A 19,822-nucleotide genomic window follows, 5' to 3' on the forward strand; every position below is an offset into this window, starting at 1 on the left:
GCTCAGGCCGTGTCGTCGCGCACCTGCTCCAGCACCTGGCGGTAGAGGTCGGTCAGCCGCGCGGCCTCGGCCTCTTCCAGGGCTTCCAGCCCCAGGCGGCGCTGGAACACCTCTTCCACGCTCAGCTCGTCGAGGGTTTCCCGCGCCTCGCCCTGCAGGCCGGGGCGTGCGGCACCGCGTTCGCGGCGGATGCGCAGCACCTCCACCGGCAGCCCGTCGCACAACTGTGCCAGGCGGGCCTGGAGGTCATTGAGGTAGTCGTCCGTGGTCACCACCACCTCCAGCCAGGCCGGGCGCTCCGGGGTGCCCTCGCGGGCGGCCTCGGCCAGGCGTTCAGGCAGTTCGGCGAGGCTGCCGCGCAGGCTCAGCAGCGGCTGGAAGCACGGCACCGGGAGCGCCTGCACCTCGCGCAGGCCGCTGCCGTCCAGCTCCACCAGCAGCACCTCCTTCTGCTGGCGCGCCTCGTCGAAGGCCAGGGGGATGGGCGAGCCGCTGTAGCGGATGTGCGCCAGGCCGCCGACCTTCTGCGGCCGGTGGATGTGCCCCAGGGCGATGTAGTCGGCCGCCGGGAAGGCGCTGGTGGGGAAGGCCTCCAGCGCGCCGACGTAGATTTCCCGCACCGACTCGCTGGCACTGGCGCCCACCGTGGTGAGGTGGCCGGTGGCGATGATCGGCAGGTCGCCGCCCGAGGCGGCGCGGCACTGCAGGGCGCGCTCGAACAGCGCCTGGTAGTGGGCCTGGATGGCCTGCTGCAGGCCCAGCTGCTTGTCCTCGGCACTCTGCCCGGCCTGGCTCAGCAGCACATCGCGGGGGCGCACGAAGGGCACCGCGCAGAGCACTGCACCGGGCTGGCCATCGCGCCGGGGCAGCACCCGCACCTGTTCGTCCGGGTCAGCCACCACTGCCGGCACCACCCAGGTGTCCAGCTGGGCCAGCAGCTCGCGGCTCTCGCCGAGCATCGCCACCGAGTCATGGTTGCCTCCCAGCACCACCAGCCGCGCCCCGCTGGCGCGCAGGTCGACGATGAAGCGGTAGTACTGCTCGCGGGCATAGCTGGGCGGCGCGCCGGTGTCGAACACATCGCCGGCCACCAGCACCGCGTCCACCTCATGCACCCGCACCTGCTCCAGCAGCCACTGGCAGAACGCCTGGTGCTCGGCCTGGCGGGTCTTGCCCATGAAATGCTGGCCCAAGTGCCAGTCGGAGGTGTGCAGGATGCGCATCGGAAACCACGCTGAAGACGATGAAGGCGGCCACCTTGTCATCGGCCACCGGCGCTGGCAACCACCGCAAGCGGCTCGTGCTGCCCAGCGCAGCGGCACGCACTATCCTGTAGCCGTCATACCCGCAACGGAGTCCCCATGCCGAGGCTGTTGAAAGACCTGAAGATCATGCTGCTGGCCAACCTGTGGACGGTGCCGGTGCTGGCTGCGCTGGTGGGCGCGCTGTTCTACTTCGTTGCCCCGCCGCCGCCCATGCACGCGCGCCTGGCCACCGGCGGTGCCAATGGTGGCTACGCGGTGTTCGGCCAGCGCCTCAAGGAGGAACTGGCGCGCCAGGGCTTCGACCTGGAGCTGGTGCCCAGCGACGGCTCGCTGGACAACCTGGACAAGCTGCGCAAGGGCGAAGTGGAGATGGCCCTGGTGCAGAGCGGCCAGGAACTGACCCTGCCCGTGGAGGTGCGCCAGCGCCTGCACGGCCTCGGCGTGATGTACCAGGAGCCGCTGTGGCTGTTCCGCCGCGCCGACGTGGACATCGATAGCATGGCCGACCTGCAGCAGCTGCGGGTGGCCATCGGCAAGCCCGGCAGCGGCACCCGCGCCATCGCCGATGCGCTGTTCGCCGCCAACGCCATCCCCACGGACAGCTACCCGGCCAGCTGGCAGGCCTACAGCGGCAGCCGCGCCGCCGAGCAGTTGCTGAATGGCGAACTGGATGCGGCCTTCTTCGTCGGCCCGGCGGAGAACGCCGTGGTGCAGCGCCTGGCCGCCAGCCCGGGGGTGGACCTGGTGAGCTTCCGCCGCAGCGCCGCCTACCGCGCGCGGCTGCCCTACCTGACCCGCCTGGACGTGGGCGAAGGGCTGCTCAACCTGGCCAACAACGTGCCCCGCCAGGACATGCTCACCCTCGGCCCGGTGGCCACCCTGGTGGCCGGCGAAGGCTTCCACCCTTCGCTGACGCCGCTGATCCTCGAAGCCGCCCGCGAGGTGATGCAGAACGGCAGCCTGCTGGACCCGTCCGGCACCTACCCGAAGGAGCAGCCGATGACCCTCGCCGCACTGGACGAGGCCAGCTACTACTACCGCAACGGCTTGCCGATCCTGCAGCGCTACCTGCCCTTCCGCATCGCCTCCCTGGCGGACCGCTACATCATCCTGCTGATCCCGCTGCTGGTGGTGATATTCCCGCTGTTCAAGGCCGTGGGCCCGGTGTACCGCTGGCGCGTCCGCGCGCGCATCTACCGCTGGTACAAGCACCTGCGGGAGATCGACCGCAAGCTCGAACGCGGCACCGCCCCCGAAGCGCTGGACGAGGAAATCCGCAGGCTGGATGCCCTGGAGGCACAACTGGGCCGGGTCGACGTACCGCTCTCCTACACCCACGAGCTGTACGACCTGCACATGCACCTGCGCTACGTCATCGAACGCCTCAAGGCCCTGCGCGCCCAGCGCCAGGCCGACGCACCGGGCATGCGGGACTGAACGCAAGCGGGCCGGGTTACCCCGGCCCGCAACACCCGATTCAACGACCTACGCCAACTGCAACCAACGCCACAGTGCCGCCCAGCGCGGAGTCAGCGGGCCGAAGGCCAGGCGCCGTGCCAGGCCATGGCGCAGGCGCCGATAGAAGGGATGACTGCCGACATGACGGGCGTACCCGCCGGCCTCCCCGAAAAGGGCTCGGGCGGCGCGGGCGTCGCCCTGTTCCCAGGCCTTGGCGGTGCCTTCGGCCAGCCGCTTCAGGCACAGATAGAAGGCTCTCAACTCTGCCCCTTCCAGCCTGGCCAGCCACTCAGTCACCGCTTCACGGTCACCGGCCAGGGCGGCGTCGCCCACCAGCCAGGCCATGGCGTCGTGGTTGTTGGGGTCACGCTGCAGGGACAGGCGCGACACCTCCGCCGCCTCGGCATCGCGCCTGAGGGCACGCAGCGCCAGGGACAGGTTGTCCAGCGCCCAGGCGGGCAGGTCGTCGCGCTCGCGCCAGTCGCCCATCCAGTGGAGCATCGCCGAGTAGCGTTCCTGGCTGCTCAGCGCGTAGCTGGCCATGCCCCAGGTCACGGGGTTCTCGCGGATGGCCGGGGCGCACGCTTCCAGGGTGCGCGTGAGCAGCCCGCTGGCGTTCTTGCGCTCGGCCAACAGGTCGAACATGCCGTGGCGGGCGGCGTGACGTTCATCCTGGGGCAGCACGCGCTGGAAGGCCCGCCACAGGGAGCCGGGCATCCAGCGGGCATCCTCCATGGCGAACCAGTGGCGGTAGGCGATGCGGTGCAGCTCGCCGCTCGGGGCGAACTGTTCGATCACTTCGCGCCAGAGGCGGTCGTCCGCCGGAGCGCCGAGCACCTCGACGACACCGTCCCAGGCGTCCAGCCCCGCGGCGGTGGTGCAAACCCGCTCCAGGGCCTGGCGCTTGAGTTCGCGGTCGTTGACCATCCCGGCCGCCCGCACGCCGCGCACCAGCGCGGAGGGGCTGGCCTCGCCGGCCAGCAGGCGGCGCACCACGTCGGCCGACTCGGCGTGCCGGCCGTTCTCGGCCAGCAGGTCGAAGGCATGCAGCCCGGCGAAGCTGTAGTCGCGGTCCAGCTCGAAGGCCTTGAGGAAGGCCGGCAGTGCGTCGGCCTTGCGTTCGGCCATCAGCAGGGCATGGCCACGGAAGCCATGGGAGACGGCCTTGCGCGGTTCCAGGCGGACCATCTGGTCGGCGGCGGCCAGGTAGGCCTGGGCGTTGCCGCCGTTGTCGTGCAGGTCGGCCAGCTCGCGCCAGCCGTCGTAGGCATCCGGGTGCACCCGCAACAGCGCGTCGAGTTCGGCCTGGGCGCCCTCGCGGTCGTCGTTGCGCAGGCGCACGCGGGGGCCGTAGAGCGCCAGTTCCACAGGTGGCGCGCCGCCCCAGCAGGGCGCCTGGAGCAAGGCATCCAGCTCGTCCTGGCGGCCGCCTTCCAGCAGCAGGCGGGCCAGCAGGTCGTTGGCGCCCCGGTGCCGGGGGTTGAGCTGCAGGGCGCGGCGCAGGGCCTGTTCGCGGGCTTCGTCAGCGCTTTCCTGCTCGGCCAGGGCCAGCCAGGCGTCGCTGTCGCCGGCGCGCCGCTCCACCAGGCTGCGGGCCAGGGCCAGGGGCCGCTCGGGCTGGTCCAGCGCCGCGCTGTAGCGGCGCAGTTGGTTCCAGGCCCAGCCGTTGCCGGGCTCATCGAGCAGGACGCGCTCGGCTTCGTCGGCACCAGCGGCCATCTCGCCACGCTCGCCCAGCACGTAACCGAGCCAGGCGCGCAGGTCGGTGTTGTCGGGGGTGCGCTGGAGCACGCCGCGCAGCATGGCTTCGGCCTCGTCGAGGCCGGTGCCCTCCTCCACCAGGGTCTCCACGTAGAGGCGCACGCTCTGGGTCCACAGCGGGTTGATCCGCAGGCTGTCGCGCAGGGTCTCGCGGCACTCGGCGTAGCGGCCCTGGTCGCGCAGCAGCAGGGCGCGCTCCAGACCCAGGCGCGGCATCTGGCTGAAGCGTTCCTGGGCGCGGGCCAGCAGGGCGTCGGCTTCGTCGGTGCGTTCGAGGAAGGCCAGTTGGCGGGCGGTGACCACCCACAACTGCCAGGTGTCCGGCTGGCGCTCCAGGGCGGCCTGGAGCTGCTCCAGCAGCGCGGCATCGTCCAGCAGGGCGCGGGCCTGGTAGGCGTAGGTGAGCCAGCCGTCGCCGAAGTTCACCTGCTGCACCAGTTGGGCGTGGATGTAGGCCAGGGCTTCGTCCAGTTCCTCGCGGCTGGCGCAACTGTCCAGCAGCATGCTCAGGGCGTAGTCGTTGTCGATGCTGCGGGCCAGCGCCAGGCGGAAGGCCTCGCGGGCGGCTTCGCGACGGCCGGCCTGCAGGTGCACGAAGCCGAGGGTGGACTGGGCGCTGGTGGCGCCGTGCTCCACCTGGATGGCCCGCTCGCAGGTCTCCAGGGCTTCGTCGTCGCGCCCGAGGCGGGCCAAGGTCACGGCCAGTTCGCGGATCGCCCAGGCGTGCTCGGGGTGGCTGGCCAGCAGGCGCAGCAGGGCGGTCTCGGTGTCTTCCAGGGAGCGCCGCTTGGCCCGCTCCACGGCCAGGTCGGCGATGCCCCGGTGATGAGGGAAGCGCGCCACCAGGGCTTCGACATAGGCGTCCACCGCCTCTTCGCCGGCGCTCTGCAGCAGCAGGTCAACCTGCAGGCGGTGCACGCGCATGTTCAGCGGGTCCAGTTCGGCGGCTTCGCGGCACCAGGCCAGGGCCTGTTCGAGGTCACCGCCGGCGCGCTGGCTGTGCAGCACGGCGGCGCGCAGCCAGTTGCCGCGCCGGCTGACCGGTTCGGCGCGTTCGAGCAGGGCCTGGTTCAGCTCCAGTTCGCCGATGCGCCCGTAGAAGTCGGCCAGGTTGAGCAGCAGCGCGGGGTCGCGCGGGCGCTGTTCGACGGCTTGCTCCAGGACCTCGCGGCACTCGCGGGAGAAATCCAGCTCCTCCAGGCATTCGGCGAGGGTCAGGCTGGGACCGGCGTCCAGGCTGCCCAGGCGTGCCTGCCGGCGACGCAGGAAGGCCAGGCCCTCCTCCTGCCGGCCGAGGAAGCGCAGGGCGCGGAAGTACTGGACGCTGAAGCCTTCGTTGGTGTCGTGCAGGCAGGCGGCGATGCGGTAGTAGTCGCAGGCCGCCTCGCGCTCACCGGCGCTCCACAGCTGGCTGGCCAGTTCGTTCCAGGCCAGGGCGTTGGTCGGTGCCTGGCGCAGGACGCGGGCCAGCAGGCGGCGGGCCTCGGGGGCGTCGCGGCCGTCCTCGCCGAGCACGCTGGTGTAGCGCACCAGCAGCACGGGGTCGCACCAGCGTTCCTGGCAGTGCTGGGCGAGCCAGTCGAGGTGGACTTCGCGGCTTTCCAGCTGGGACAGCGAGGTGGCCTTGGAGAGGATCAGGTTGGCGTCTTCGGGAAAGCGCTGCAGCAGCGCCTCGGTGGCCTCCAGCACCTGGCTCTCGCGGCCGTCATACCAGCCGAGGGCGCGCTGGCCCTGGTAGGCCAGGCGGTGCTCGGGGGCAGCTTGGCGCAGGGCCTGGAGGGCGGCCTCGGCCTCTTCGCGGTCGTGCACTTCCAGGGCGCTGACCAGTCGGTAGTAGTGATCCCACACGTCGCTTTCGGGCAGTTCCAGCCCGTCCAGCCGGTGGGCTTCCTCGGGGGGCAGCAGGAGCATGCCGCGCGGGCCGGAGGGGCGCTGGCTCTCCAGCAGGCCGACGGCGAGGGATTCGCCGAAGTGGGCCTGGCCGGGGTCGCGGATCAGCAGGGTGCCACGGGGTTCGTCGTAGCCCACCACGGCCTGCAGGTGGCCGCTGCCGGTGTACTGCAGGGTCAGGGTGAAGGGGATGCCGCGGTCGATCAGGGCGCGGCTGGTGGCCCAGTCCACGGTGAACTCGCGGGCCAGCCAGCCGTTGCGCTCGCCCCAGGCGCGCTCGGCCTGGTGGGAGGTGCCGTCGTAGCAGATCTCCTCGGCGACTTCGAGGTGGCCGACGGGGCGGCCCCAGTAGCCGGACAGCGCGGTGAGGGTGGCCGGTACGCAGGTCATGTGGTGCTGGCGGACGAAGCGCACCGGCAGCAGGCAGCGCCGGCCCTGGGGCTCGGCGAGGTGCTCGGCGACCTTGCGGTAGAACGGCGACTCCGACTCCAGGGCCAGGCGATGCCCGGCGGCCAGGTCGCCACGCAGGCAGGCGATGTCGCAACGGCGGGCGGCGTACCAGCCGCGCATGCCCTTCTCCATCAGCGGCGCCAACTGTTCGCCATGGGCCAGCCAGTGGTCGGCCTCGTCGAGGGCCTCGCGTTCGATCAGCAGGTCGGTGAGCTGGGCGCACAGGCTGGCGCTCTCGCTGCGCGCGCAATCGGCCCGCAGGCGCGCCAGGGCGGCGTCCTCGCGGCCGAGCTGCAGTTCCAACTGTGCGGCCTGGTGCTGGGCGCTGCGGTAGTCGGGGCGTTCGGCGAGCACGGCTTCGCAGAGGGCCAGGGCTTCTTCGTAGCGGTCCTCCTGCTCCAGGCTGTAGGAGCGCTCCACCGGCAACCACGGGTCGCCGGGCAGCAGGCGCTCGGCTTCGGCGTGGCATTCGGCGCTGCGGTCGAAGTCACGCAGCAGCGCGTGCAGGTAACCGAGGAAGGACAGCCATTCGGCGCGCAGCTCGGGCGCCTCGGGCAGCCAGCCGTCGAACCCCTGGACGAAGCGCCAGGCGCGGAACTGCCCGCGACGCGAGAGCAGGAAGCGCGCATGGCGCAGGCGTGCCTCGGGGGATTCGGGGTGGCGGCGGTAGGTGCGCCAGGCCAGGGCATCGGCCAGGCGCGGCGCGCCCATATGGCCGACCAGGCGGCTGGCCAGGGCCAGGGCAGCGGGGTCGCGCCATTGGCGGTAGTCCCCCAGGCGGCCGGCCAGGGCATGGGCCTGGAGGAACAGGCCACGGTCGGCCAGCGCTTCGATGGCGTGCAGCAGCTCGGCGCGCTGGTGGGCGGGTAGATCGAGGGCGATGTCGGTCATCGGAACCATCCCTGGTCAGGCGGGGCCGCCACGCTGAGGTGGTGCCGCGCTCAAGGTGAGAGCGGATTCATCCGCGAAACAGGCGGAAAAGAATAATGCCCGGCCCCGGGCAGAACCAGCGCCTGCAGCCGCGTTCTACTGCGCGACGGCTCATCGGTTCACAGGGGTGTGAACCGGGTAGCAGTCGTCGGATTCCTTCAGGAGCGAAGAAACGAGATGGCGACAAAAGCGGGTGTCTTCACCAAACGTGTGGTGGGCGTGCTTTTGACCGTGGTGGCGCTGGGGGCGGTGACGGCCCAGGCAATCGACTACGACCTGGATAACGATGGCTATCGCGATGCGCAGTTCGGTGGCAGCGATTACGACCTGGACAACGATGGCTACCGCGATGCCCAGTTCGGCGGCAGCGATTACGACCTGGACAACGATGGCTACCGTGATGCCGAGTTCGGTGGCAGCGATTACGACCAGGACAACGACGGCTACCGCGATGCGCAGTTCGGCGGCAGCGACACCGACCTGGATAACGACAGCTACCGGGATGTCCGCTTCAACGGCAGCGATACCGATCAGGACAATGACGGCAACCGCGACGATTGATCCCGTCCCTCCAGTGAGAACGCCCGCCTGTGCGGGCGTTTTCGTTTACCGCCCCCTTGTTACCCCCTCCCGCGAAACGACCACCCGCCGCGCCGTTGCGCCGGGAGCCTGTTAGACTTCCGCCCCTCAGCCGACCCCAGCGGTCGCCCCGTCCACCGTTCCCGGATACGTCCATGCCGATTCGCCATTGCATCGTCCACCTCATCGACAAGAAGCCCGACGGCAGCGCCTCCACCCTGCACACGCGCGACAGCGAGCTGGCCGAGTCCAAGGCCATCGAGAACCTGCTGGCCGACCTCAACGACAGCTACAACGCCAAGCAGGGCAAGGCCTGGGGCTTCTTCCACGAGGAGTCCGGCGCCTACCCCTTCAGCGGCTGGCTGAAGGCCTACCTGGAAGGCGGCGAGTTCGCGCCCTTCACCCGCCAGGCGGCGGAGCACCTGCAGAAGCTGATGGACGAGTCCAACCTCTCCACCGGCGGCCACGTGCTGTTCGCCCACTACCAGCAGGGCATGACCGACTACCTGGCCATCGCCCTGCTGCACCACAGCGAAGGGGTGACGGTGACCGAGTCCCTGGAGCTGGCCCCGGCCCGCCACCTGGACCTGGGCCAGTTGCACCTGGCGGCACGCATCAACCTCTCGGAATGGCGCAACAACGCGCAGTCCAGGCAGTACATCTCCTTCATCAAGGGCAAGAACGGCAAGAAGGTCTCGGACTACTTCCGCGACTTCATCGGCTGCCAGGAAGGCGTCGACGCCCCGGGCGAGACCCGCACCCTGCTCAAGGCCTTCAGCGACTTCGTCGAGCAGGAGGACCTGGCCGAGGAACAGGCCCGCGAGAAGACCAAGACCCTGGTGGACTACGCCACCACCCAGGCCAAGCTGGGCGAGGCCATCACCCTGGAAGAGCTGTCCGGGCTGATCGACGAGGACCGCCCGCGCGCGTTCTTCGAGCACATCCGCAACAAGGACTACGGCCTGTCCCCGGAGATCCCGCCGGACAAGCGCACCCTCAGCCAGTTCCAGCGCTTCACCGGCCGAGCCGAGGGCCTGTCCATCAGCTTCGAGGCCCACCTGCTGGGTTCGAAGATCGAGTACGACGAGGGCCGCGACATGCTGATCATCCGGCAGGTGCCGACCCAGTTGAAGGATCAGCTCAAGCGCCGCAAGGACTAGGTCTAGGCGCCAATAAGGCTGTGTGCTGGTGTTGTAACGCCCGGTTGGTTTCCGAGTTCTGCTGAAGTCTTTGGTTTCGCCCTCCCGGGCGAGCCCCTTTTGGCAGTCGCCCCCAAAAGGGGTCAAAAGGGCTTGCCCCTGCATACGGCCCGACTCCGTCGGGTCCCCTCGCTACATCGTCGTTCCAGGGGCACGCGCTGACGGGCCATCCCTGGCCCGGCAGCGCTCTCGCGACATCCATGTCGCTCAACCCCTTTCACGACGATTCCACTCGGCCTCCTGAAGGGGCATTTTCGCCGCCCTATCTTCGCGAACCTGGCACCAGTTCTGTGTGCGCACTTGGCTAGCGCCTCTGTCCCATAAGAGAGGGGCTCAAGGTACAGAACGCCGGAAAGTAGTCGCTGAAGAAACTCAATGACCCAACAAAAAGCCCGGCACATCGCCGGGCTTTTTGTTGTTCGCTGACGCGGGAGGCTCGGTGTTGTCAGCGCGCCTCAATGCGGAAACCGACCCGCGGGAAGTGCACATGGACCACCCCGGCGCGGTCGTCCTCGCGGCGCAGGATGAGGCTTTCCAGGCCGACGAACAGCAGCTCGCCTTCCACCGGGTCGACGCCGTAGTCGGTGGCGGCGATGCTGACCGCCTGGCCGGCTACCAGGCCATTGGCGTCGCTGAAGGGCTCGGCCGGCAGCGGGGCCGGTTCAGCGGCGCGGGCGATTTCGATGGCTTCGGCGGCGCTCAGTTGGCTGGAGGCGCCATGGCCGAAGCCGAGCACGCGGCCCAGCCAGGCGGCGACCTCCGGGTAGTCATCCACCAGCGGGGCGGTGACCGGGGTGCCCTTGAGGAACCACAGGCAGTGGGCCAGGGAGAAGTCGGCCATGCTCGGCTCGCCGAACAGGAAATCGCCGCCGGCGGCCAGTTGCGCCTGGACCCGGGCCATGAAGGTGGGCCAGTTGTGCCGGGCCACCTCCAGTGGCAGGCGGCTGCTGGTGCCGCCGCTGAACAGCGCGGCGCGGTCGGCCATGAAGGCCTTGATCGCCTCCGGCGGCAGACCGGCGAAGCGCACGGCGGCCGATTCGGGCTGGAATACCAGGGCCACGGCGTGCTGGAAGATCACCGCGTCCACCCAGTGGCAGAAGCTGGCGATGTTGAAGGCGTGGGCATCGGGCAGCAGCGCCGGGACGGCCTTCTCCTGTTCCAGGCGACGGGCGATCAGGGCGGTGTCGCAGTAGATGTCGGCACCCACCTGCAGCACCGGCGTCTTGCGGTAGCCGCCGGTCAGGGCCATCAGGTCGGGCTTGGGCATCACCCGGGGAATGTGCACCGAGCGCCAGGACAACTGCTTGAAGCCCAGCATCAGGCGGACCTTTTCGGCGAAGGGCGAGGCGGGATAGTGGTGCAGGATCAGCTCGTGCATGGCGCGCTCCATCGGGTGGCGTGGGAGCCGCAGCTTAACCGGCCAGCGCGCTACGGCCTATTGCCCAACGGGCATGACAGGCCATCAGCCTCGCTGATGCAGGCCGCCACCAGCGCCTCCTTGGCGCGCTTGCTCAGGGCCTTGATGGCGCGCTCACGGCGCAGCGCGTCGCCCTTGCTGGCACAGACCTCGACGTAGACCAGCGCCTGGGCCGGGCTGGAGTGGAAGAAGCGCGCGCCCTTGCCGCTCTGGTGCTGCTCGAAGCGGCGCAGCGGGTGGTCGCTGATGCCGCAGTACAACGCACCGTTCAACGCACGCACCAGGTAGACGAACCAGGGCCGGGGTGGCGCTGCACTCATGCCCAGGCCACGGCTCGCAGGCGCTGGCAGTAGTCCACCAGCACGGGGTATTCCCGCGTCAGGCGGTTGAGCGGGGTCTGCAGGGAGCAGAACACCAGGTTGGCCAGCACGCCGTAGGCGGAGGCGTCGGCGCTGCAGGGGCGGTCGCCGCCAAAGAACGGGGCGTCGCCAAGCAGGTCGGTGAGGGCCTGCAGGTCTTCCCGGGCGAAGGTGAGCAGGTCTTCCCGCTCGTGGCGGGCGAAGCCCTGGGCGCTCAGGTCGGCCCTGACGCGGCGCTGGATCAGCGGGGTGATCAGCGTCAGCAGCGCCGGGCCGAGGTGGCCGAAGAAGGCCTGACGGGTCTGCTGCCAGCCCTCCGGCTCCAGCCAGCGGAAGTACACCAGCAGCCAATAGAGGTGGTCGTCGCACAGGCGGGCGACGGCCACCGCGCGGCCACGAGCCTCGGCGTCGAGGTGCTGGTCGAGTTCCAGGTGCAGGCGTTCGGTGAGCACCCGCTGGATGATGGCGCTGTCGGCGATCAGCTCGCCGTCGAAGTCGATGTAGGGGAGCTTGCCCTTGGGGGCCTTGCGCGGGTCGCGGAGCGCACGCACCTGGTACTGCACGCCGGCCAGGCGCATGAAGGTCTCCAGCTTGAGGCAGAAGGGGCTGACGTTGGGCACATCGAACCCGGCAGGGAACTGGTAGAGCCTGATCATGGAGGAGTTACCGGTGAACAATCCGCCGGCGAGCTTAGCAGGTTGCCCGGGGGGCATCGCGCCCCCCGGCTCCGGCGGCTCAGTGGTTGGCGCGCCAGGCCGCCAGCCCGTGGGCGGCCTGGCGGCGGATCGCCGCCTGCACCAGCGGCAGCCAGCCCAGCAGCAGGCCCTTGGCGCCGAGGGCCTGGCGGGCCCAGCGCCACAGGTCGAAGCTGTCGCGGTGCTCGACGATCAGGCCGTTCTCGAAGCGGAAGTGCGCCTCGATGCGGTTGACCACGGTGCGCCCGGTCTGGCTGAACAGGTAGGTGGCGACCCAGCGCGCGCGGCCCTCGTGGTCATCGGCCTCGACACCGTCGAAGGTCAGGGAGAAGGCCTGGGCGCGCTGGGTCAGCATGCGCCACATGTCCGCCGCCTCGCTGCCGCGCAGGTCGGTGAACACCGGGTCGGCGAAGCGCACGTCGGCGGCGTAGCAGGCGGCCATGGTCTCGGCGTCCAGGGCCTGGAATGCGCGGTAGAAGCGTTCGATGAGGGCGGCGTTGGGGTGGCTCATGGGGCGGCTCGCGGCAAGTGGGGTGAGGAGAGTATCGACGCCTTTCCGCTGGCCGGCGATTGGCTGTATCGCCATCTTTGTGGCAATAATCGCCACCCTTCCCTCCCCCGTACCGAGCCTTGTGATGATCCGAATCGCCCTGCTGGTCTGCCCCCAGACGGTCTGCTCCAGCCTGGCCATGGCGGACGACGCCTTCCGCCTGGCCAATGGCCTGGCGGGCGAGGCGCTGTTCGAGGTGCTGCGGGTGAGCCGCGATGGCCAGCCGGTGGACCTGGGCATGGCCAGCATCCGCGTGGATGGCGACCTGGGCCTGGCCGAAGGCGCGCGCCTGGTGATGCTGCCGGCCACTGGCAGCGCGGTGGAACGCGCCATCACCGCCAACCCGGAGCTGCTGCGCTGGCTGGCACAGCGGCCCGCCCGGCAGCAGGTGGCCAGCCTGTGCAGCGGCGCCTTCCTGCTCGGTGCCGCCGGGCTGCTGGAGGGCCGGCGTGCCACCACCCACTGGGCCCTGGCCGGCGCCTTTCGCCAACGCTTCCCCGGGGTGCGGCTGGAGGCGGATGCGCTGTACACCGAGGATGGCGAGCGCTTCTGCTCCGGCGGCGCCCAGGCCGGGCTGGACCTGTGCCTGCACCTGATCGCCCGGCACGCCGGCGAGTGGCTGGCCCAGCGGGTGGCCAGCGCGCTGGTGGTGGAGCGCGAGCGTGGCGGCCAGAACCGCTTCGCCCCACTGGTGCCCGAGGCCGGCCTGGACGACCCGCAACTGGGCGCCTTGCTGGCCTGGCTGCAGGCCCACTACGCCGAGCCCATCGACCTGCCGGGCCTGGCGGTGCGAGCCCACTGCTCGACCCGCACCCTGCTGCGGCGCTTCCGCACGGTGACCGGGCTGACCCCGAACGAGTACGTGCAACGCCTGCGCATCGGCGCCGCCCAACTCGCCCTGCGCCACCCGGGCCGCTCCCTGGAACAGGTGGCGGCACAGGTGGGCTACGGCGACCGGGCGACCTTCGCCAAGCTGTTCAAGCAGGTGTGCGGGGAAACGCCGGGGGCCTTCCGGCGGCGCTTGCGGGAACAGGCGTGATCCGCGTCATGCACCGTATGGAGTGGCCGTTTTTCCCGGACTGAAGTCCGGGCTACTCGTGTCCAGCCGGACCGTAGGCCATTCCCTGTCAATCCGCTCTGGCGACACGAGCTCGATAGGGCTTGCGACTGCTCATCACAGCAAAGGCGATCCTTGTCAGGACGTAGGGTGGACCGCGCTTCACCGGTCCACCATGCGGGTCACGGCGAACGCCACGGGTGGATGGAAAAAGCGCCATCCACCCTGCAACCCGACGGGCGACACGCCGGTCTGTGGGAGCGAGCTCTGCTCGCGAGGCCTTTCAGCCCAGAAATGGAATAGCCGGCTTTCCCGGACTGAAGTCCGGGCTACTCGTGTCCAGCCGGACCGTAGGAGATTCCCTGTCAATCTGCCTTGGCGACGCGAGCTCGATAGGGCTTGCGACTGCTCATCACGGCACAGGCGATCCTTGTCAGGACGTAGGGTGGACCGCGCTTCACCGGTCCACCATGCGGGGTCACGGCGAACGCCACGGGTGGATGGAAAAAGCGCTATCCACCCTGCAACCCGACTGGCGACACGCCGGTCTGTGGGAGCGAGCTCTGCTCGCGAAGCTTTTAAACACAGGAACGGAGTAGCCGGCTTTCCCGGACTGAAGTCCGGGCTACTCGTGTCCAGCCGGACCGTAGGCCATTCCCTGTCAATCTGCCTTGGCGACGCGAGCTCGATAGGGCTTCCGACTGCTCATCACAGCAAAGGCGATCCTTGTCGGGACGTAGGGTGGACCGCGCTTCACCGGTCCACCATGCGGGTCACGGCGAACGCCACGGGTGGATGGAAAAAGCGCCATCCACCCTGCAACCCGACGGGCGACACGCCGGTCTGTGGGAGCGAGCTCTGCTCGCGAAGCCTTTCAGCCCAGAAAATGAAAAAGGGGCCCGGAGGCCCCTTTTCGTGTCGTGCTGGCGATCAGTGCAGGATCTGCCCGAGGAACAGCTTGGTGCGCTCGTTCTGCGGGTTGTCGAAGAAGGCGTTGGGTTCGTTCTGTTCGACGATCTCGCCCTTGTCCATGAAGATCACCCGGTCCGCCACGGTGCGGGCGAAGCCCATCTCGTGGGTCACGCAGAGCATGGTCATGCCGTCCTGGGCGAGGCCGACCATGGTGTCGAGCACTTCCTTCACCATCTCGGGGTCGAGGGCGGAGGTGGGTTCGTCGAACAGCATGATCTTCGGCTTCATGCACAGGGCGCGGGCGATGGCCACGCGCTGCTGCTGGCCGCCGGAGAGCTGGCCGGGGAACTTGTGGGCCTGTTCGGGGATGCGCACGCGCTCCAGGTAGTGCATGGCGATCTCTTCGGCCTGGCGCTTGGGCATCTTGCGCACCCACATGGGTGCCAGGGTGCAGTTCTGCAGCACGGTGAGGTGCGGGAACAGGTTGAAGTGCTGGAACACCATGCCCACTTCGCGGCGGATGGTCTCGATCTGCTTCAGGTCGTTGGTCAGCTCGGTGCCGTCGACGACGATGCGGCCCTGCTGATGCTCTTCCAGGCGGTTGATGCAGCGGATGGTGGTGGACTTGCCCGAGCCCGAGGGGCCGCACAGCACGATGCGCTCGCCCGGCTTGACGTTCAGGTTGATGTCCTTGAGCACATGGAACTGCCCGTACCACTTGTTCACGCCCTGCAGCTGGATGATCGGCGCAGCAGCGTCTTTCTGGATGGCTTCACTCATTCGAATCTCTCTCCTAACGCTTGTGCCCGGTGTTCAGCTTGTGTTCGAGGCGCATGGAGTAGCGCGACATGCTGAAACAGAAGATCCAGTAGATCAGGGCGGCGAATACGTAGCCTTCGGTGGACATGCCCAGCCATTTGGGGTCGGTGGTCGCCTGCTTGATGCTGTTGAGCAGGTCGAACAGGCCGATGATGATCACCAGGCTGGTGTCCTTGAACAGGGCGATGAAGGTGTTGACGATGCCGGGGATGACCAGCTTGAGCGCCTGCGGCAGGATCACCAGCGCGGTGCTGCGCCAGTAGCCCAGGCCGAGGGCGGCGGCGGCTTCGTACTGGCCCTTGGGAATGGCCTGCAGGCCGCCCCGGACCACTTCGGCGACGTAGGCCGCCTCGAAGAAGATCACCATCACCAGCGCGCGCAGCAGCTTGTCGAGGTTCATGCCCTCGGGCAGGAACAGCGGCAGCATCACCGAGGACATGAACAGCACGGTGATCAGCGGCACGCCGCGCCAGAACTCGATGAAGGTCACGCAGATGACCTTGATCGCCGGCAGTTGGGAGCGCCGCCCCAGGGCCAGCAGGATGCCCAGCGGCAGGGCACCGGCGATGCCGACGTAGCCGATCACCAGGGTCAGCATCAGGCCGCCCCAGCGGCTGGTAGGCACTTCCTGCAGACCCAGGCCGCCGTGCAGCAGCCAGAAGGCCAGCAGCGGGTAGACCACCAGGAAGCCGATGCCGTACAGGGCCTTGCGGGGCATCTTCTTCAGGAACAGCGGCGCGGCGCCGATGATCGCCAGCCACACGGTGACGTCCACCCGCCAGCGCAGCTCGCTGGGGTAGAAGCCGTACATGAACTGGCCGAAGCGTTGCTGGATGAAGACCCAGCAGGCGCCCTCGCCGGTGCAGTCGGTGCGGGTGGTGCCGCTCCAGGTGGCGTGGATCACCGCCCAGTTCAGCAACGGCGGGAGGATCAGCCACAGCAGGTACAGCGACAGCAGGGTGAGCACGACGTGCAGCGGGCTGGCGAACAGGTTGTGGCGCAGCCAGGCGAGCGGCCCCACGACGTTGCTCGGCGGCGGCAGATCGGGCTTGAAGGTATGGGTGTTCATGGCTGTGCCCTCACCGCTCGATCAGCGCGATGCGCTTGTTGTACGCGTTCATCAGCAGCGAAATGCTGATGCTGATGGCCAGGTAGACGCTCATGGTGATGCCCATCACCTCGATGGCCTGGCCGGTCTGGTTGAGCGTGGTGCCGGCGAACAGCGAGACCATGTCGGGGTAGCCGATGCCAGCCGCCAGGGACGAGTTCTTCGCCAGGTTCAGGTACTGGCTGGTGAGCGGCGGGATGATCACCCGCAGGGCCTGGGGCACGATGACCAGGCGCAGGGTCAGGCCGGGGCGCAGGCCCAGGGAGTGGGCGGCTTCGGTCTGGCCGTGGCTGACGGCCTGGATGCCGGCGCGCACGGTCTCGCCGATGAAGGCGGCGGTGTAGATGGACAGCGCCATCATCAGCGCCACCAGTTCGGGGATCACCACCCAGCCGCCACGGAAGTTGAAGCCTGCCAGGTGCGGCACCTCCCAGTGGAAGGGGCTGCCGATCAGCAGGGCACTGAGGCCGGGTACCAGCACCAGCAGGGCGATGCCGCTGAGCAGCACGGGGAAGCGCTGGCCGGTCTCGTCCTGGCGCTTGCGGGCCCAGCGCCACAGGGCATAGGTGGCCACCAGGCACAGCAGCACGGCAATGGCGAAAGGCCAGAAGCCGTCGGCCATGCTGGGCGAGGGCATGTACACGCCCCGGTTGTTGATGAAGAAGGTGTCGGCCAGGCTGAGGCTCTGCTTCGGCCCGGGCATGGGCAGCATCACCGCGAAGTACCAGAAGAAGATCTGCAGCAGCGGCGGGATGTTGCGGAAGGTCTCGATGTACACGGTGGCCAGCTTGCGCACCAGCCAGTTGGGCGACAGCCGGGCCACGCCCAGGATGAAGCCGAGGATGGTGGCGAGGATGATGCCGATCACCGTCACCAGCAGGGTGTTGAGCAGGCCGATGAAGAAGACGCGCCCGTAGGTGTCGCTTTCCTGGTAGTCGATCAGGTGCTGGGAGATGCCGAAGCCGGCGCTCTGGTCGAGAAAGCCGAAGCCGGAAAGGATTCCGCGCTTCTCGAGGTTGACCTGGGTGTTATGGAAGAGGAACCAGCCGAAGCCCACGACGGCGACCACGGCGATGATCTGGAAGAGCCACGCGCGCACCTTGGGATCGGTCAGTACTGACCCTCGGGCACGCGGGGCTTGGGAAGTGTTGTGCATGACAGCCCTCGACGATTGGAACGGAACGCTGCCGCCCGCCTCCGCAGGCGGCAGCGTGGTCGGTCAGCGCACCGGCGGTGCGTACTGCAGACCGCCCTTGTTCCACAGAGCGTTGAGGCCGCGTTCGATCTTCAGGTCGCTGCCGGCGCCGACGTTGCGATCGAAGATTTCGCCGTAGTTGCCGACCTGCTTGACGATCTGCACGGCCCAGTCCTTCGGCAGCTTGAGGTCCTTGCCGAAATCACCCTCGGCGCCCAGCAGGCGGGCGATATCGGGGTTCTTGGTGGACTTGGCGGTTTCCACGACGTTCTTCGAGTCGATGCCCAGTTCCTCGGCGTTCAGTTGAGCGAACAGGGTCCAGCGCACGATGTCGAACCACTCTTCGTCACCCTGGCGCACGGCCGGGCCGAGGGGCTCCTTGGAGATGACTTCCGGCAGTACCACGTACTCGTTCGGCGCGGCCAGCTTGATGCGCTGCGCATAGAGCTGGGACTGGTCGGAGGTCAGCACGTCGCAACGGCCGGATTCGAGGGACTTGGCGCTCTCGTCGGAGGTGTCGTAGGTGATGGGGGTGTACTTCAGGTTGTTGGCGCGGAAGTAGTCGGACAGGTTCAGCTCGGTGGTGGTGCCGGCCTGGATGCACACGGTGGCGCCGTCCAGTTCCTTGGCGCTGGAAACGCCCAGCTTCTTGTTCACCAGGAAGCCCTGGCCGTCGTAGTAGGTCACGCCGGTGAAGTTCAGGCCCATCGCCGCGTCGCGGGAGCTGGTCCAGGTGGTGTTGCGGGAGAGGATGTCCACTTCGCCGGATTGCAGCGCGGTGAAGCGCTCCTTGGCGGTCAGGGGGCTGTACTTGACCTTGCTGGCGTCGCCGAAGACTGCAGCGGCAACGGCACGGCAGACGTCCACGTCGATGCCCTTGTACTCGCCCTTGGAATCGGCGTAGGAGAAGCCCGGGAGGCCGTCACTGATGCCGCACTGCACGTAGCCTTTCTTCTTCACTGCGTCCAGGGTGGCGCCGGCCTGCACGAAACCACTGGCGCCGAGCACAGTAGCTGCGGTCAGCACAGCCAGGGTGGATTTCACCATCTTCATCAAAACCTCCAGTTGCTTTTATTTGTGTTGGAGTCTCGGTCCTACCGCCGTACCCTCGTGAGGCAGGTTCAACCGCCTGGGCGGCCAACCGGGGAATCGGACCCAAGGAAAGCCGGGATGCACCGCTCCACTCGTCCCGTGCCTTCCCCGCCCATTGGTCGAATGGGCTGGAGACGGATTTTCGTCCACAGGCTTCGCGGAACCCCGCAGCCAGCGGACGCTTGCAAGGGCACGGCGAGCCGTTCCCCAACCCGTTGGGCCGCCGCCCGGAGTGTTACCTCACGGCCGGTGCCAGCAGTCTGCTACGGCCTTAGCAAGGCCCGTACCAGCATTCTTCCCGAAAGACTCTTCCGATAGGTCAATAGGAAAAGTTTTGACGGTGCGACATGTTCTTCACAGATAGACCACAACCTCGCAATGCGCCAGCACCACACTGGTGCACACGCCCCAAATCGGAGCCCCACATGCGTGAATCCCTGATCCTGGAACCTACACACTCCGTCGATTCGTGCGTCATCTGGTTGCACGGCCTGGGGGCGGACCGTTACGACTTCCAGCCGGTGGCCGAGGCCCTGCAGCAGCAACACACCGGCACCCGCTTCATCCTGCCTCAGGCGCCGACCCGCGCCGTGACCATCAACGGCGGCTGGGCCATGCCGTCCTGGTACGACATCCTCGCCATGACCCCGGCGCGGGCCATCGACCAGGACCAGTTGGAAGCCTCGGCGCAGATGGTGATCGACCTGATCGAAGGCCAGCGCGATGCGGGCGTCGACCCCGCGCGGATCATCCTCGCCGGCTTCTCCCAGGGCGGCGCAGTGGTGCTGCACACCGCCTTCCTGCGCTGGAACGGTCCGCTGGGCGGAGTGATGGCGCTGTCCACCTATGCGCCCACCTTCCCTGATGCGCTGGAGCTGGCGGATACAAAACTCCAACTGCCGGCCCTCTGCCTGCATGGCACCTTCGACGACGTGGTGCCCCCGGCCATGGGCCGTGCCGCCCACGACAAGCTCGCCGCCGCCGGCGTGCCGGTGACCTGGCACGACTACCCCATGGGCCACGAAGTACTGCCCGAGGAAGTGCGCGACATCGGCGCCTGGCTGGCCGAGCGCCTCGTCCGCTGAC

Annotated in this window: 15 protein-coding genes; 5 read left to right on the forward strand and 10 right to left on the reverse strand. The window is 68.6% G+C overall.

The window, feature by feature from the left end; translation table 11 throughout:
- Nucleotides 1-2: 2 nt before the first annotated feature.
- Complete coding sequence (sbcD, locus tag A9G05_RS01845; RefSeq protein ID WP_069559357.1) at nt 3-1,223, reverse strand: exonuclease subunit SbcD; 1,221 nt, start codon at nt 1,221-1,223, stop codon at nt 3-5.
- Nucleotides 1,224-1,361: 138 nt separating this feature from the next.
- On the opposite strand from sbcD, the gene A9G05_RS01850 reads away from it, so the two are divergent.
- Nucleotides 1,362-2,702 carry a TAXI family TRAP transporter solute-binding subunit gene (locus A9G05_RS01850; protein ID WP_069559358.1) on the forward strand — a complete coding sequence of 447 codons (1,341 nt, stop codon included), beginning with the start codon at nt 1,362-1,364 and terminating at the stop codon, nt 2,700-2,702.
- 48 nt (nt 2,703-2,750) lie between these two features.
- Here A9G05_RS01850 and A9G05_RS01855 read toward each other — a convergent pair whose 3' ends face one another.
- On the reverse strand, nt 2,751-7,715 hold the full coding sequence (locus tag A9G05_RS01855) for a C39 family peptidase (RefSeq protein WP_069559359.1): 4,965 nt from the start codon (nt 7,713-7,715) through the stop codon (nt 2,751-2,753).
- A 216-nt stretch (nt 7,716-7,931) separates the two neighbouring features.
- On the opposite strand from A9G05_RS01855, the gene A9G05_RS01860 reads away from it, so the two are divergent.
- On the forward strand, nt 7,932-8,315 hold the full coding sequence (locus A9G05_RS01860; protein ID WP_069559360.1) for a hypothetical protein: 384 nt from the start codon (nt 7,932-7,934) through the stop codon (nt 8,313-8,315).
- Nucleotides 8,316-8,488: 173 nt separating this feature from the next.
- Nucleotides 8,489-9,493, forward strand: coding sequence for a nucleoid-associated protein YejK (yejK, locus tag A9G05_RS01865; protein ID WP_069559361.1), 1,005 nt, complete (start codon nt 8,489-8,491; stop codon nt 9,491-9,493).
- Between the two features lie 484 nt (nt 9,494-9,977).
- Here yejK and A9G05_RS01870 read toward each other — a convergent pair whose 3' ends face one another.
- The 4 genes from A9G05_RS01870 to A9G05_RS01885 form a co-directional block, all read right to left on the reverse strand.
- Nucleotides 9,978-10,910, reverse strand: a complete 933-nt coding sequence (locus tag A9G05_RS01870; RefSeq protein ID WP_069559362.1) for a glutathione S-transferase family protein — start codon at nt 10,908-10,910, stop codon at nt 9,978-9,980.
- Nucleotides 10,911-10,960: 50 nt separating this feature from the next.
- Nucleotides 10,961-11,269 carry a GIY-YIG nuclease family protein gene (locus A9G05_RS01875; RefSeq protein ID WP_069559363.1) on the reverse strand — a complete coding sequence of 103 codons (309 nt, stop codon included), beginning with the start codon at nt 11,267-11,269 and terminating at the stop codon, nt 10,961-10,963.
- Entirely contained in the window at nt 11,266-11,964 is a 699-nt protein-coding gene (locus tag A9G05_RS01880; RefSeq protein ID WP_069559364.1) for a glutathione S-transferase family protein, read from the reverse strand. Before A9G05_RS01880 ends, A9G05_RS01875 begins: the two co-directional genes overlap by 4 nt.
- Nucleotides 11,965-12,043: 79 nt before the next feature.
- Complete coding sequence (locus tag A9G05_RS01885; protein WP_069559365.1) at nt 12,044-12,514, reverse strand: nuclear transport factor 2 family protein; 471 nt, start codon at nt 12,512-12,514, stop codon at nt 12,044-12,046.
- Nucleotides 12,515-12,638: 124 nt separating this feature from the next.
- Here A9G05_RS01885 and A9G05_RS01890 point away from each other — a divergent pair, with 124 nt between their 5' ends.
- On the forward strand, nt 12,639-13,592 hold the full coding sequence (locus tag A9G05_RS01890; protein ID WP_069559366.1) for a GlxA family transcriptional regulator: 954 nt from the start codon (nt 12,639-12,641) through the stop codon (nt 13,590-13,592).
- 948 nt (nt 13,593-14,540) lie between these two features.
- Here the strand turns inward: A9G05_RS01890 and A9G05_RS01895 are convergent.
- The 4 genes from A9G05_RS01895 to A9G05_RS01910 form a co-directional block, all read right to left on the reverse strand.
- Complete coding sequence (locus A9G05_RS01895; protein ID WP_069559367.1) at nt 14,541-15,302, reverse strand: amino acid ABC transporter ATP-binding protein; 762 nt, start codon at nt 15,300-15,302, stop codon at nt 14,541-14,543.
- Nucleotides 15,303-15,315: 13 nt separating this feature from the next.
- Nucleotides 15,316-16,410: an amino acid ABC transporter permease gene (locus A9G05_RS01900; protein ID WP_069559368.1), complete on the reverse strand. Its 1,095-nt coding sequence runs from the start codon at nt 16,408-16,410 to the stop codon at nt 15,316-15,318.
- Between the two features lie 10 nt (nt 16,411-16,420).
- Nucleotides 16,421-17,605: an amino acid ABC transporter permease gene (locus A9G05_RS01905; protein ID WP_069559369.1), complete on the reverse strand. Its 1,185-nt coding sequence runs from the start codon at nt 17,603-17,605 to the stop codon at nt 16,421-16,423.
- A gap of 63 nt (nt 17,606-17,668) precedes the next feature.
- A complete protein-coding gene (locus tag A9G05_RS01910; protein ID WP_069559370.1) occupies nt 17,669-18,697 on the reverse strand; it encodes an amino acid ABC transporter substrate-binding protein in 1,029 nt (342 codons plus the stop codon).
- Between the two features lie 464 nt (nt 18,698-19,161).
- Here A9G05_RS01910 and A9G05_RS01915 point away from each other — a divergent pair, with 464 nt between their 5' ends.
- Entirely contained in the window at nt 19,162-19,821 is a 660-nt protein-coding gene (locus A9G05_RS01915) for an alpha/beta hydrolase (protein WP_069559371.1), read from the forward strand.
- Nucleotide 19,822: the final 1 nt, after the last annotated feature.

The sequence above is a fragment of the Pseudomonas sp. ENNP23 genome (genome assembly GCF_001728945.1).
In the GTDB taxonomy this organism is placed as follows: domain Bacteria; phylum Pseudomonadota; class Gammaproteobacteria; order Pseudomonadales; family Pseudomonadaceae; genus Metapseudomonas; species Metapseudomonas otitidis.